Genomic DNA, 13,040 nt, shown 5'->3' with positions numbered 1-13,040 from the left:
CCTAGGTGATGAGAGCGCGGTCCCTTCCGAGGTGCTGGCCGCGCAGGTCGTTCACCGTGCCCAGTGTCGGCGTCTCGGAGACGTCCTGGGCGATCTCCACGGTGATCGAGATGGGCGTCAGCGCCTGGACGGCCTGCTGGATCCGCGACTTCCACATGGGGTTGCGGACCAGGCTCTCCCGGCTGAACGTGACCGTGAGCACGGCCGCGTCCAGCGTCCCCTGGCGGCTGATCGACAGGTCCCAGCCGGACACGCCGTCGACCTTGGACAGCGCCTTCTCGATGCGTGGCAGCGCCAGCCACACGCCTCTGACCAGCACGTGGTCGCCCACCGTGTGGGCCGGTGCGGGTATGCCCGCACTGCCCAGCCGGGCGACCTGGCCGGTCCTGAACACGGTGTCGCCGGCCGCGGAGGTGACGACCAGCTCGGCGAGCTCGGCCGCGGGGTCGGGGAAGTCGTCCTTGGTCAGCGCCGCCAGGCCCAGCACGTCGTCGGCGAGCGGGGTGAGCGGCTCGTCCTCCGACGTCCGCCACGCCAGGGCGCCGCCGGTGAACGGGCTCGCGAACACCTCCGTCACCCTGGCCTCGAACTCTCCCGCCAGGTGGGCGATCGTCCGTTTGGAGGCGATCTCGCCGGTGAGGACGATGTTCCTGATCCCGAGGTCCAGCGGGTCCAGCAGGAACTCCAGATGCAGGCGGGCCAGGAAGTCCATCGCGCCCGTCGGGGTGCTGACCAGGGTGGAGGCCTTGAGGGCGGTCAGCGCATGGTGCAGGCGCATCCGGCCGCGCGGGCCCACGTCGGCGGCGGCCTCGGCCACGTCGGCCGCGGCGGCCGTCCAGAGCGCGCCGGCGGGTTCGGCGAGTGCCACCACGACGCGCTCGCGCTCGCCGACCCCGCACTCACGCAGGGCCTTCGCGGTCAGTACGTGGTCGCGGGGGTCCAGCGGGACGGCGCTCGACAGGTCAGGGGAGACGAGCAGGAGTCCGGTGGCGGACCGCGCGGCGGCGCCGAGGTCGTCACGGGTGAGCCAGCGGGCCATCAAAGCACCATCTCCGTACGGTCGGGCGTCCGGGGCGTGGGGCGGGCCGTCAACGTGCCACCTCGGTCATGAACAGCGTCATGGAGTCGCAGACCCGGTCATGCGCCAGCCCGCCCACCTGCGCCTGGATGATGAGGTCCGTCGCGCCCGCCTCGGCGATCCTGGCCAGAGCCTTGCGCGAGCCCTCCACGTCGTCGACCACCACCATCAGGTGCTCGCGCAGCGTGGCCATGGACTCGTCGGGCGGCATCCCGGCCGCGAGCTGCCCCAGCACCCGGTGGGTGGCGTGGCGGGCGTCGTAGTAGTCGGGCGGGGTGACGAGGTTGACCTGGCGGCGGATGTACCACAGGACGGCGTCGGCGGCCGAGGCGGTCGCCTCGTCGCGGGTGGGGGCGACGTACCAGGGGATCATCAGGGCGACGCGGCGGCTCGCGGGGTCGAAGCCGTGCTCCGCCAGACATTCCCGATATTTCGTGATGTCGGAGGCCACGTCGTCGATGCCCTTGAGCATCGTCATGCCGAGCAGGTTGTACCCGTGCCTGGCCGCCGCCAGATAGCCCTCCAGCGAGGTCGACGCCACCCACACCGGCGGGTGCGGCCGCTGGGCCGGGCGCGGGTAGACGGCCACGTCGGGGATCTCGAAGAACTCGTTCGACCGGCTGATCGGCTCGCCGTCGGCCTGCCAGATGGCCAGCGTCGCCTCCAGCGAGTCCTCCCAGATCTGCCGCGACTTCTCGAACGGCCGCTGGAACGCCTGGTACTCCAGGGGCGAGGCCCCCCGTCCCGTGCCGAACTCCACCCGGCCGCCGCTCAGCACGTCCAGCGTGGCGACGCGCTCCGCCGTGCGGATCGGGGACTGGAAGGGCAGCAGCACCACGCCGAGCCCCAGGTGGATGCGCTCGGTGCGCTGCGAAATGGCGGCCAGGACCAGGTCGGGTGCGGAGGAGTGGGAGAAGCCCCTGGTGAAGTGGTGCTCCACGAACCAGGCCGTGTCGAACCCCAGCCGGTCGCCCAGCACGACCTGGTCGACCACGTTCTGGAAGGTCTGCTGCTCCACTTCGCGGGTGCGACCGCGAACCTCCAGCTCATACCCCAGGCTGATCCGTAGGGACGTCATCGCGCCTCCGAAGTAGTGAACCAAGCGCTCGCTTGGTAGAGCGTATCAGCAGCGAAGACTTGCGGGAAGGGCGCGTGCCCGATCAGAGTGGATGGCTGTGAAGCGAAAGCGCGCGCTGCGGCGGCCCGGCCCGTACCCCGATTCCGCCGACGACGACCTCTCGCTCACCAGCGCCCGCAGGTATGAGGCGTTCGGCCGGGTGATGGCCGCGCTGGCGACCGAGGCCGACTTCATCGAGTCGTGCCGCGACCTGACGTGGTGGCGAGGGGCCGATCACAGCTGGCACATCGAGTGGCGCGACGGGCCGTACGCGTCCGAGGTGGCCTCACTGCTGGTCCAGCAGGTGCGCGACCCCGACTACGACGGCCCGCTCGTCGCCGAGGCCGGTCCGGGGAGCAGCGGTTCGGCCGTGCTCGACGTGATGGGCGTGCGGTTCGAGCTGCGCGCCATCGACCCGATCGGGCGGGCCACCGTACGGGAGCGGCCCGGCTTCTGGCGCCTGGCCGAAGCCCTCGACACCACCCGCCGCACCAACACCCGCCACCCCTGGGAAGAACTGCTCGGCGGCTGACCCCGCCCCCGACGGCACTTTTTTGGAGGACCCGCGCCCGGCACCGCCGCCGCCGTGTCCCTCCTCCTACGGGACCCCCGCAACCCCGCTTCCCTCCTCCACCAAAGGGACCTCCGCCGGAGTGCGGCGGGATGCGGGAGCGCTAACCGAGGGCGTGGGCCGCCAAGCGGGCGCGATGGGTTTGCGGCGGCCCGAAAAGCTGAGCATCCGAGGTGGCCCGCTTGAGGTAGCGGTGCGCAGGATGCTCCCAGGTGATCCCGATCCCGCCGTGCACCTGGATGTTCTCGCCCGCCGCCGCCAGATACGCCTCCGTGCAGTACGACCCCGCGATCGCCGCGTACACCTCGTCGGCCGCCGCCGCCCCCGCCGCCGACCTGGCCGACTCCACCACCAGCAGCAGATCGGCGAGCTTGTGCTTGATCGCCTGGAACGACCCGATCGGCCGCCCGAACTGCCGCCGCCGCTTCGCGTGCTCCACCGCCATCTCCAGGCACCGCTGAGCCCCGCCCACCTGCTCGGCGGCCAGCGCCGCGATCCCGAGGTCGCGTACGCGGGGCCACGAAGAGCCGTCGCCGAGCCGCCGTACCGGGGTGTCCTGGAAGGAGAGCTCCTGCAGCGGCCGGCTCTCGTCCATGGTCCGATACGTCCTCGCCCGGGTGGGCACGGCCGCCACCAGCAGCCCGTCCACGTAGACCAGCGCCAGCTCGCCCGCCGGCGCGTACGGGACCACGCCCGTGAGCAGGCCGGACTCCAGCCGGAGGGCACCCTCGCCCGGCGGCACCACGGTCGCGGTCGTGGCGCCGTCGGCCAGCGCCGGGAGGAGGTCGTACGCCCCGCTCGCCGTGAGCGCCTCGACGGCCATCACCGCCGTCTGCAGGAAGGGGTGGGGCGACAGCGCCCGGCCCAGTTCCTCGCTCACGGCAGCCATTTCGGCCGGACCGCATCCCGCGCCGCCGTGTTCCTCGGGGACGAGCAGCCCCGCGATCCCCACGTCGTGCGCGAAAGCCTGCCACGGTGCGTCCGGCCGGTCGGCGAGGTAGTCGCGGACGACGGCGCGGAGCTCATCGGGGAGTGCCATGGGCCAATATTAACCAAGCGATTGTTTGTTTGACATTCGGGTGACCTAAATTTGCCTTTTTTGTACAGTCACATAATCTGGCACTGGTCATCCCAAGGGTTACCCGGGGGAGGGTTGACCAGGGAAATGGATATGGACGACACCAGCATCGACTACGCCGACCTCGCCGAGTACGACCGGCGACAGCGCGGCATCGAACGTCACCTTCTGTCGGCTTTCTTCGGAGGACTCGCCGTCGGGCTCGTCGGCATGCTCCTCGCCGGCAAGGGTCCCGCGTGGGTCGGTCAGATCTATGACCCGTACGTCTACCTCGGCCTGTCGCTGGCCGTGGGCGCCACGGCGTCGGGGTTCGGGTGGGCGTTGCTGACGACGTTCCTGGCCGTGGCGTCGACGCTGGTCGCGGCCATGGGTACGAGCGCGCTGAGCGGCAGTATGGCCTTCGACGTCGTCGGAGGCAGCGCCGCCGGGCTCAACTGGACGCTCGCCCTGCTCGTCGCCTTGGGCCTGCTGGCGTTCACCACCCGCAGGGAGGACGTCTGGGGCGACCTCGCGGCGGGCGCGGTCGGCGCGGCGCTGATCGCGGACGTGGTGGACCGGGCGACGCCGGGGTTCATCGACAGTGAGCGGTCCTTCTGGCCGGTCCCGGCGCTGTTGATCGGGTTGCTGTCCGTCGCGCTGGTGTTCATGCTGCGCAGGAACGCCTGGGGCCGGGTACGCGCGCTGGCGCTGTCGGCGGTGTTCTCCGCTCTGTTCACGGCGTTTCTGGCCGCCTTCGTGTCCGGCTGGTTCCCGTTGACGGTCTGAGTCCTGCGGGACCTGTGGATAAGCTCGCGCGCGACGCCACCCGGAGTCGATAGCCTGTAATCCTTCACATCCAGGTTCGAGCAAGGAGTAGCCGTGTTGCTGCGCATGTCGTCGTTGTTTCTTCGCACCCTGCGGGACGACCCGGCAGACGCGGAAGTGCCGAGCCACAAGCTCCTGGTCCGCGCCGGCTACGTTCGCCGGGTGGCACCCGGCATCTACTCCTGGCTGCCCCTCGGCAAGATGGTGCTGGAGAACGTCGCCAGGATCGTCCGCGAGGAGATGAACCGGATGGGCGGCCAGGAGGTGCTCTTCCCCGCCCTGCTGCCCCGCGAATACTACGAGGCCACCGGCCGGTGGACCGAATACGGTGACACGCTCTTCCGGCTCCAGGACCGCAAGGGCGCCGACTACCTCCTCGGTCCCACGCACGAGGAGCTCTTCGCCGACATGGTCAAGAGCGAATACTCCTCGTACAAGGACTATCCGGTCATCCTCTACCAGATCCAGACCAAATACCGCGACGAGGCCCGGCCCAGGGCGGGCATCCTGCGCGGGCGCGAGTTCCTGATGAAGGACTCGTACTCGTTCGACCTCGACGACGACGGACTCAAGCACGCCTACGAGCAGCACCGCGAGACCTACATCCGCCTTTTCGACCGGCTCGGCATCGACTACAAGATCGTGTTCGCCCAGTCGGGGGCGATGGGCGGGTCGGCGTCGGAGGAGTTCCTGGCTCCCACGCCCACCGGTGAGGACACGTTCGTGGCCTGCCACTCGTGCGGCTACGCGGCCAACGCCGAGGCCGTCGTCACGACCGCGCCCGCGGCCCGTCCGGTCGAGGACGCGGCGCCGCTGCAGGTCATGGACACGCCCGACACCCCGACCATCGAGACGCTCGTGTCGTACGTCAACGAGCACCACGGCCTGTCCGTCACCGCCGCCGACACGCTCAAGAACGTGGTGGTCAAGGTCACCACGCCGGGCTCCGACAAGGTCGAGACCCTGATCATCGGCGTGCCCGGAGACCGCGAGGTCGACTTCAAGCGCCTGGAGGCGGCGCTGGCGCCCGGCGAGCCCGCCATCTTCGAGGCCGCCGACTTCGCCAAGCACCCCGGGCTCGTACGCGGCTACATCGGGCCGCAGGTCTTGAGCTCGCTCGGCATCCGCTACCTCGTCGACCCCCGGGTCGTCACCGGCACGTCCTGGGTGACCGGCGCCAACGAGCCGGGCAAGCACGCCGCCAACGTGGTGGCCGGGCGCGACTTCACCCCCGACGGCACGATCGAGGCCGCCGAGGTACGCGCCGGCGACCCCTGCCCCCGGTGCGGCTCCGGCCTGTCCATCGACCGCGGCATCGAGATCGGCCACATCTTCCAGCTCGGCCGCAAGTACGCCGACGCCGCCGGCCTCGACGCCCTGGGTCCCGACGGCAAGCCGATCCGCATCACGATGGGCTCCTACGGCATCGGCGTCTCCCGGGCCGTGGCGGTCATCGCCGAGCAGGCCCACGACGCGCTCGGGCTCGTGTGGCCCCGCGAGGTCGCTCCCGCGGACGTGCACATCGTCGGGACCGGCAAGGAAAACCAGGTGGAGGCGGCCCTGGAGCTGGGAGCCGAGCTGGAGTCGCGCGGGGTGCGGGTGCTCGTGGACGACCGGCCTTCGGTTTCGCCGGGGGTGAAGTTCAAGGACGCCGAGCTGCTGGGACTGCCGACCATCGTGGTGGTCGGGCGCGGGCTGTCGCAGGGGGTCGTGGAGCTTCGGGACCGGGTCTCCGGGGAGAAGTCGGAGATCCCCCTGTCCGAGGCCGCCGACCGCATCATCGCCGCCCTCGCCTGACCAACGCCTTCGCGCCGGGCCCCACGGGGCTCGGCGCGTCGACCCGCCTCCGGGGGTAACGCGCCCTTGGAGGCCAGGCATCCTCGAACACGGCGATGCGCCCTCGGATGGGGTCGTGCGCCGGGTAGGGATGCGCCCTCGGGAGCCGATGCGCCCGGGCGGTGATGTGTCTCCGGAGACGTCGGGCTCCGGCTCGTGGGGCTTCGGGGCCCGGGAGGCGATGTCGCTTCTTGGGGGCGACGCTGCGCCCACCTCCCGCCACCACGACGTGCCGGGCGCTTGAGCACCGCTCACGTGGTTGGCCGCCGTGCATGTGCGCCGGGCTCCGCCGCACGTCGTCCCGCCGACGCGGCGCGTTCGGGGGGTCTCCCCACGGTTGTGGCGATTGGGGACGTCTCCCACTGCGATGCCGCGTAGCGTCGTACCGACCACCGCCACATCCCGACGCCGCCACCGCGCCGCCGCCACCGCCGTCGCGCCCCGTTGCGCCGTCCCGCTCCGCTTCCGGTGGACGGCGCTTCCCTTGAACGGCGCTGGGGTCGGACGTCGTCGCGTGCCGTTCCGACCGGGTGATGCGGGAAGGCACGCGAGTGACGGGCTCGAAGCGTCAGGCAGCGGGAACGGGGGTTTTGGTGCGGCGGCGGAGCAGGGGTGGGCCGATGAGGCAGGCGGCTGCGATGAGCAGGATGGCCAGGGAGACCGGGCGGGTGACGAAGATCGAGGGGTCGCCCTCGCTGAAGGCCAGGGCGCGGCGGAACTGGACCTCCATCAGCGGCCCCAGCACCGCTCCCAGGATCAGCGGCGCCACCGGGTACCGGGCCCGGTGCAGGATCCAGCCCAGCAGCCCGAACCCGTACGCCACCAGCACCTCGAAGACGCTCTGGGAGATCGAGTAGACCCCCAGCGTGGCGAAGGTCAGGATGGCGGCCGTGAGGAGGGCGGCGGGGACGGTGAGGAGCTTCACCCAGACCCGGATCAGCGGCAGGTTGAGCACCAGCAGCATCACGTTCCCGATGTAGAGGCTGGCGATCAGCGTCCACACCAGCACCGGTTGCTGGTCGAAGAGCTGCGGCCCGGGCTGCACGTTGTAGATCTGGAACGCGATCAGCAGCATGCTCGCCGTGGCCGACGTCGGGATGCCCAGTGTCAGCAGCGGCACCAGGACCCCGGAGAACGCCGCGTTGTTGGCCGCCTCGGGCCCGGCCACGCCCTCGATCGCACCCTGGCCGAACTCCTCCTTGTGCTTGGACAGCCGCTTCTCGACGTTGTAGCTCAGGAACGTGGGAAGCTCGGCGCCTCCGGCGGGCAGCGACCCGATCGGCAGGCCGAACAGGGTCCCGCGCAGCCAGGGCTTCCACGACCTGCGCCAGTCCTCGCGGGTCATCCCCACTTTCCCGGAGACCGTGACCGGAGGTTGCGCCGGCTGGTGCCGGGAGGCGGCCGTGGAGATCGCCTCCGCCACCGCGAACAGCCCCACGGCGACCGCCACCACCGACAGCCCCTCGTAGAGGTCCGGAACGCCGAACGCGAACCGCGGCTGCCCGGTCATCTGGTCGATCCCCACCATCCCGATCGTCAGGCCGAGGAACAGGCTCGACAACCCCCGTACGATCGAGTCCCCCATGAGCGAGGTCACCGTCACGAACGCGAGCACCATGATCGAGAAGTACTCGGCCGGCTGGATCAGCTTGGCGATGTTCGACATGCCGGGGGCCAGGAACGTGATGACGACCGTCGAGATCGTGCCCGCCACGAACGACCCGATCGCCGCCGTGGCCAGAGCCGCCCCCGCCCGGCCGCGCCTGGCCATCGGATAACCCTCGAGCGTCGTGGGGATCGAGGCCGTCTCGCCCGGGATGTTGAGCAGGATCGCGGTCGTCGAGCCGCCGTACATGCCGCCGTAGTAGATCCCGGCGAACATCACGAACGCCCCCACCGGATCGAACACGAACGTCAGCGGCAGCAGCAACGCGATCGTCGTGGCGGGCCCGAGCCCGGGAAGCACGCCGACCAGCGTGCCGACCGTGACGCCGAGCATGGCGAGCAGCAGGTTCTGCAGGCTCAGCGCGTGGCCGAAGCCGTCCAGCAGGTTGCCGAGCACGTCCATCTCAGATCGCCAATCTGACCAGGCCCGGCGGCAGCGAGATGCCGAGGAGCCGGTCGAACAGGAAGTACGTGGCCAGCGCCAGCGCCAGCCCCACGAGCATGTCGCGCACCAGCCTTCTGCTGCCCAGCACCCTGGCGACGGCGACGAAGAAGGCGGTGGTCGCCTGCCAGTAGCCGGCCGGGACCAGGAGGATCGCGTACGCGGCCAGGCTGCCGATCAGGAGGAGGACGGAGGGCCAGTGCGGCTTCTCCGCCACCTCGCCACCGGCATCGGTGGTGGCGGGGGCCGGCTCCCGCGTGCCCGGTCTGAAGGCCTGGACGACCCCGATGACCGACACCACCGCCAGCCCGACCCCCACCAGCAGCGGGAACGCGCGCGGCCCCACCGCCTGGTAGCCCTCGCCCTGCGGGATCGCGAACGCCTGGGCCAGCACCACCACGGCCGCCGCCAGGAAGCCGAGCGAGACGATCCGCTGGGTCACTTGCCGAGCCCCAGTTCGCCCAGGATGGTGGTGACCTGGGTTCGCTGCTGGGCCAGCACCTGGCCGAACTGGTCGCCCGGCTGCCAGTCCTCGACCCAGTTGTTGCGCTCGAGCACCTTCTTCCAGCAGGGGGTCTGGCGCACCTTGTCCAGCAGTCCGATGACGTCCTGCTGCTGCTCCTTGGTCAGCCCGGCGGGAGCGAGCACGCCGGCCAGCGTGGAGATCGCCGCGTTGGCCAGGCCGAGCTCCTTCATCGTGGGCGCGTCGATGCCCGCGACCCGCTGCTCGGAGTCCACCGACAGCACCCGCAGCTCGCCCGCGGAGATCTGCGCGCGCAGCTCGGCGACGGTGTCGATGCCGGCCGTGGCGGCGCCGCTGAGCAGCAGGTTCAGGGACTCGCCGCCGCCCGCCGTGGGCACGAAGTTGACGTCCTTGGCGGCGACGTTCCGCTCCTTGGCGAGGCCCGCCACCGTCATCTGGCCGGGCCCGCCGAGCGAGCCGCCCGTCCACTTGACGCTGTGGGGCTTGGCCTCCATGGCGTCCAGCAGCGACTTCAGGTCCTTGTACGGCGACTTCGCCGCCACCACGATCGCGGTCGGCCCCCGGCTCAGCCCGGCCACGGGGGTGAGGGTGGCCAGGTCGACCGGCGACTTGTTGTTCACGATGCCGCCCAGCATGGTCACGCTGTCCATGACCATGAGCTGGTACGGGTCGCCCTTCTTCTTGGCGAACTGGGCCAGCCCGATGGTGCCGCCCGCGCCGGGCACGTTCGTGACCGTGGTGTCCACGTCGGCCACCTTGCACTCGCTGAGCGTGCTGGCGATGCCGCGCGCCCGCGTGTCCCAGCCGCCGCCGGGGCTGCCCGGCGCCATGATCGACAGGGGCTTGCTGGGATAGCCGCCACCCGAGTCGGTGGCCTCGCCCACGGCGCAGCCGCTGAGCGTCACGGCCACCGCGGCGGCGGCCAACAGCTTGATCTTCATGATGACTCCCGGGGGGTGAGGATCGATGCGAAGAAGTCCTTGACCGGTTCGAGCACCGACATCGGGTCGTGACCCACGCCCGGCACGACGTCGAACCGCACGTCGATGCCATGGGCCTCGAAGTTGTCGCGCAGCGCCTTGAGCCGTTCGATGCGGGTGACCCCGTGGGCGTCGGCGCCGTCCATCCAGTTGGAGTCGCCCTGGTTGTTGATCTCCCAGGTCTCCACGTCCGCACTGCCCACGACCATCTGCACCGGCACGTCACGAAGCTCCTCGAATCTGGGAGCGCTGCCGAACTCCTCCTCGAACCCCTCCAGCCCGATCCACCACGGGCTGCTGTGATCGATGTACGTTATCCGCCCTGGTGCACCGATTGACAATCCGGTGAGCCGGTCGGGGTGCAGGTAGGCGAAGCGGTGCACGAACTGGCCGCCGCCTGAGAACCCGTGCAGGAGGAACCGATCGGTCCGTACGTTGAAGCGCTCGCCGATCTCCTCGACCATGGCCAGCAGCGCGTGGTCGAAGCGGATGTCGCCGTACTTGAGGAACTTGAAGCTGTGCAGGTCGTAGGGGTCGTCGCCGATGCCGGCGGGGAAGAGGGGGGCCAGGACGAGGCAGCCGTGCTTCTCGGCCCACTCGGCGAAGTTGTCCCGGTACTGCGGGCCGCGCCGTCCCGTGCCGTGCTGCAGAACCGCCAGCGGCAGGGGAGCGCCGTCCTGGTCGTGCGCCGACGGGACGTACAAGCAGTAGGAGAGCCTCTGGTCGTACCTCGACGCGAATACGGTCGTCGCACCCGCCGAATAGAAGCCGGTCGGATGCTTGACCACGTGCAGTTCCTCAGCCATGACGCCACAGCCTGGGCAAACGCCGGGTGACTCTCAAGCAGATTGTCGTCAACGCGGTAATGTGCAGGGTGGCCGTCACGCTCCTCCTCGACTCCCCCGGCACCGGATCCGTCGCCGTCCAGCGCTCGCCGCTGGCCGAGCTGTGCGCCTGCCTCCACGTCCTCGACGAGCCTGGCCACCACCCCGGCAGCGCGAGCTGGGTGGCCAGGGCGCACGCCGGGCTCGACAGCGAACTGCTGGCCACGGCCGCCGCCTGGGCACCGCTCTGGAGCGCCTTCCGCGCCCGCTACCTGCTGCCGCTGTCGGCGGGGCCGGCGCGTACGCTGGCCGGCGAGCTGCGGGAGGTGGCCGGGCTGCCCATCGGCGACTTCGTGGCGATGACCGTGCAGGCCCTCATCGGCAAGAACGACACCGAGCTGGCGCCCAGGCTCAGCGACGAGGTGCTGCAGCGGCTGCGGCTGATCTCCACCAGCCGCATGGAGATCGGCGCCCGGCTGCGCGCCGACCCCGAGGCGTTCCGCGGTGAGCTGCTCGGCTTCCTCGCCGACTTCGCCGCCGCGGCCTTCGACGCCGAATGGCCGTCGCTGCGGCCGGCCCTCGATCGCGACCGCGCCGAACGCGTACGCGACCTGCACCGGCGTGGCGCCCTGGTCCTGGCCGACCTCCCGACCGCGTCCACGTCGTCCGGCGCGCGAAGGCCGCTGCGCATCGTGTTCGACAAGCTCTACAACGCCACCGCCCGCGTGGACGAGGGGCGGCCCTGCCTGCTCGTCCCGACCGTGCACGGCCGGCCGCACTTCGTGATCAAGCACTATCCCGGCTACCCGGTCGTCATCCAGTACAGCGCCGACGGCGCCACCACGCCGACGCTGGAGACGGCCAGGCGCCGGCTCGCCGCGCTCCAGGATCCGACCAGGCTGCGGCTGGCGTACGCGATCCTGCGCAACCCCGTCGCCACCTCCGAGCTGGCCATCCAGCTCGGCATGACCGCGCCCCAGGTCTCCAGGCACCTGCGCAGGCTCAGGGAGGCCCAGCTCGTGCACACCCACCGGCGCGGCTCGGTCGTCTACTACCAGCTCGACGCCGACGCCGTCGAACGCCTCGGCCCCGACCTGCTCTCCGTCCTGTACCGATGAAGAGCCCGCGCAGTGCGCAGGGTCAGCCGCCCTCCTGCGACGCCGAGGGCGACGAGGGCGGGGACGGGGGCGGCGCCGCCGCGGGCATGCCGGGGAAGGCCGGGGGCTGGGCGGGGCGGAAGGCGTACGAGCGGGTCGTCGCCTCCTGCATGGCCTGCGCGGCGTAGCGGCGCAGCGAGACGTCCTGCGCGGCGGCCAGCTCGAGGTAGGCGGCCGTGACGCCGGTCTCCAGGTGCACCGCCAGCTTGACCGCCAGCGCCGGCCCGGAGGGGAAGAACGGCAGCGCGTAGGACGCGTCGGGCTCGGCCGGCCGCCCGCCCCGCGCCGTGATCAACGTGCGGAGCTGGTCGCGCTGCGTCCGGTGGGCGTCGAAGGCCGCGCTCATCCTGGCCCGCAGCGACCCCGACGTCCGCGCCCCCAGCAGCCCGTACGCGAACAGCACGGCATGCTCGGCGGCCAGCGCCTTGCGGAGTCTCTCGACGTCGTCGGGGTTCACAGCGACCTCGGCAGGGCGAGTACGTGGGCGGCCTCGCAGGCCCCGATGCTGGCGAGGAGCTGGGCCACGCCCGGTGAGACGCGGTCGAGCTGGCGGATCCGCAGGGCTGCCGCCTTGCGCTCCAGATCGCGCAGGCGCGACAGGGACGGCTTGGGGGCGGAGGTCGGGGCGGAGGTGACAGGCGGGGCCGAGGCCACGGTGACGTATTTGCGAAGCTCGTTCACGTGGGCCTGGTGACGATCACGGAACGGCACCAGTTTCTGCGCCCCGCCGGAGATCAGCGCCGAATAGAGCGCGATCGTCCGCTCCTTCTCCGCGATCAGGTCCTTCAGCAGCGTGGTCTCAGGGGAGTCGGAGGCCCGGACGGACGGCTGCGGCGGGCCGGTGGCGCTGCAGGCGGTGAGAGCGGCCGCTCCGCCCGCCAGCAAGGCTCGCCGGGAGAGGTGACGCGGGCGCACGGGCTAGAACCTCCAGTGACGGTGGAGCCGACCGACGGGAAAGCCGCCCATGGGCAGGCGCACCCGATCGACGCCGCGGCGGCGGGCCC

13 protein-coding genes are annotated in these 13,040 nt (G+C 71.1%); 4 read left to right on the top strand and 9 right to left on the bottom strand.

Annotated elements, in window-relative coordinates; translation table 11 throughout:
- Position 1: 1 nt before the first annotated feature.
- Together ACWDRB_RS19000 and ACWDRB_RS18995 are read right to left on the bottom strand one after the other, a co-directional pair.
- Complete coding sequence (locus ACWDRB_RS19000) at positions 2-1,039, bottom strand: hypothetical protein (RefSeq protein ID WP_449895410.1); 1,038 nt, start codon at positions 1,037-1,039, stop codon at positions 2-4.
- A gap of 49 nt (positions 1,040-1,088) precedes the next feature.
- Positions 1,089-2,156 (bottom strand): LLM class flavin-dependent oxidoreductase, encoded by a 1,068-nt coding sequence (locus ACWDRB_RS18995; protein WP_449895408.1) that lies wholly within the window; start codon positions 2,154-2,156, stop codon positions 1,089-1,091.
- A 91-nt stretch (positions 2,157-2,247) separates the two neighbouring features.
- On the opposite strand from ACWDRB_RS18995, the gene ACWDRB_RS18990 reads away from it, so the two are divergent.
- Positions 2,248-2,727 carry a hypothetical protein gene (locus ACWDRB_RS18990; protein WP_364240284.1) on the top strand — a complete coding sequence of 160 codons (480 nt, stop codon included), beginning with the start codon at positions 2,248-2,250 and terminating at the stop codon, positions 2,725-2,727.
- A 142-nt stretch (positions 2,728-2,869) separates the two neighbouring features.
- On the opposite strand, the gene ACWDRB_RS18985 is transcribed toward ACWDRB_RS18990, so the two are convergent.
- Positions 2,870-3,805, bottom strand: coding sequence for an acyl-CoA dehydrogenase family protein (locus ACWDRB_RS18985; protein WP_449895406.1), 936 nt, complete (start codon positions 3,803-3,805; stop codon positions 2,870-2,872).
- 132 nt (positions 3,806-3,937) lie between these two features.
- Here ACWDRB_RS18985 and ACWDRB_RS18980 point away from each other — a divergent pair, with 132 nt between their 5' ends.
- Positions 3,938-4,609: a hypothetical protein gene (locus ACWDRB_RS18980; protein WP_449895404.1), complete on the top strand. Its 672-nt coding sequence runs from the start codon at positions 3,938-3,940 to the stop codon at positions 4,607-4,609.
- A gap of 93 nt (positions 4,610-4,702) precedes the next feature.
- Positions 4,703-6,445, top strand: coding sequence for a proline--tRNA ligase (locus ACWDRB_RS18975; RefSeq protein ID WP_449895402.1), 1,743 nt, complete (start codon positions 4,703-4,705; stop codon positions 6,443-6,445).
- A gap of 607 nt (positions 6,446-7,052) precedes the next feature.
- Here the strand turns inward: ACWDRB_RS18975 and ACWDRB_RS18970 are convergent.
- The 4 genes from ACWDRB_RS18970 to ACWDRB_RS18955 are packed head-to-tail and all read right to left on the bottom strand — an operon-like array spanning position 7,053 to position 10,861.
- Positions 7,053-8,552 carry a tripartite tricarboxylate transporter permease gene (locus tag ACWDRB_RS18970; protein ID WP_449895400.1) on the bottom strand — a complete coding sequence of 500 codons (1,500 nt, stop codon included), beginning with the start codon at positions 8,550-8,552 and terminating at the stop codon, positions 7,053-7,055.
- Between the two features lies 1 nt (position 8,553).
- The gene (locus ACWDRB_RS18965) at positions 8,554-9,033 is read right to left on the bottom strand and encodes a tripartite tricarboxylate transporter TctB family protein (protein ID WP_449895398.1); all 480 of its coding nucleotides are present in this window, start codon (positions 9,031-9,033) and stop codon (positions 8,554-8,556) included.
- On the bottom strand, positions 9,030-10,016 hold the full coding sequence (locus ACWDRB_RS18960) for a Bug family tripartite tricarboxylate transporter substrate binding protein (protein WP_364240275.1): 987 nt from the start codon (positions 10,014-10,016) through the stop codon (positions 9,030-9,032). Before ACWDRB_RS18960 ends, ACWDRB_RS18965 begins: the two co-directional genes overlap by 4 nt.
- Positions 10,013-10,861 carry a hypothetical protein gene (locus ACWDRB_RS18955; RefSeq protein ID WP_449895395.1) on the bottom strand — a complete coding sequence of 283 codons (849 nt, stop codon included), beginning with the start codon at positions 10,859-10,861 and terminating at the stop codon, positions 10,013-10,015. Before ACWDRB_RS18955 ends, ACWDRB_RS18960 begins: the two co-directional genes overlap by 4 nt.
- 68 nt (positions 10,862-10,929) lie before the next feature.
- Between ACWDRB_RS18955 and ACWDRB_RS18950 the strand changes: the two genes are divergently transcribed.
- A complete protein-coding gene (locus ACWDRB_RS18950) occupies positions 10,930-11,997 on the top strand; it encodes an ArsR/SmtB family transcription factor (RefSeq protein ID WP_355201577.1) in 1,068 nt (355 codons plus the stop codon).
- A 22-nt stretch (positions 11,998-12,019) separates the two neighbouring features.
- On the opposite strand, the gene ACWDRB_RS18945 is transcribed toward ACWDRB_RS18950, so the two are convergent.
- Together ACWDRB_RS18945 and ACWDRB_RS18940 are read right to left on the bottom strand one after the other, a co-directional pair.
- On the bottom strand, positions 12,020-12,493 hold the full coding sequence (locus ACWDRB_RS18945) for a ferritin-like domain-containing protein (RefSeq protein ID WP_449895393.1): 474 nt from the start codon (positions 12,491-12,493) through the stop codon (positions 12,020-12,022).
- On the bottom strand, positions 12,490-12,951 hold the full coding sequence (locus tag ACWDRB_RS18940) for a hypothetical protein (protein WP_449895391.1): 462 nt from the start codon (positions 12,949-12,951) through the stop codon (positions 12,490-12,492). Before ACWDRB_RS18940 ends, ACWDRB_RS18945 begins: the two co-directional genes overlap by 4 nt.
- Positions 12,952-13,040 lie beyond the last annotated feature (89 nt).

Source organism: Nonomuraea sp. NPDC003707, from assembly GCF_053587055.1.
The sequence above is the reverse complement of the archived record's forward strand: the minus strand, read 5'-3'. Positions and strand labels throughout refer to the sequence as shown.

What these genes read in the sequence shown, in the direction of transcription:
- ACWDRB_RS18960 (WP_364240275.1), bottom strand. Translation starts at nt 10,016, where the DNA reads ATGAAGATCAAGCTGTTGGCCGCCGCCGCGGTGGCCGTGACGCTCAGC.
- ACWDRB_RS18980 (WP_449895404.1), top strand. Translation starts at nt 3,938, where the DNA reads ATGGACGACACCAGCATCGACTACGCCGACCTCGCCGAGTACGACCGG.
- ACWDRB_RS19000 (WP_449895410.1), bottom strand. Translation starts at nt 1,039, where the DNA reads ATGGCCCGCTGGCTCACCCGTGACGACCTCGGCGCCGCCGCGCGGTCC.
- ACWDRB_RS18955 (WP_449895395.1), bottom strand. Translation starts at nt 10,861, where the DNA reads ATGGCTGAGGAACTGCACGTGGTCAAGCATCCGACCGGCTTCTATTCG.
- ACWDRB_RS18970 (WP_449895400.1), bottom strand. Translation starts at nt 8,552, where the DNA reads ATGGACGTGCTCGGCAACCTGCTGGACGGCTTCGGCCACGCGCTGAGC.
- ACWDRB_RS18995 (WP_449895408.1), bottom strand. Translation starts at nt 2,156, where the DNA reads ATGACGTCCCTACGGATCAGCCTGGGGTATGAGCTGGAGGTTCGCGGT.
- ACWDRB_RS18985 (WP_449895406.1), bottom strand. Translation starts at nt 3,805, where the DNA reads ATGGCACTCCCCGATGAGCTCCGCGCCGTCGTCCGCGACTACCTCGCC.
- ACWDRB_RS18990 (WP_364240284.1), top strand. Translation starts at nt 2,248, where the DNA reads ATGGCTGTGAAGCGAAAGCGCGCGCTGCGGCGGCCCGGCCCGTACCCC.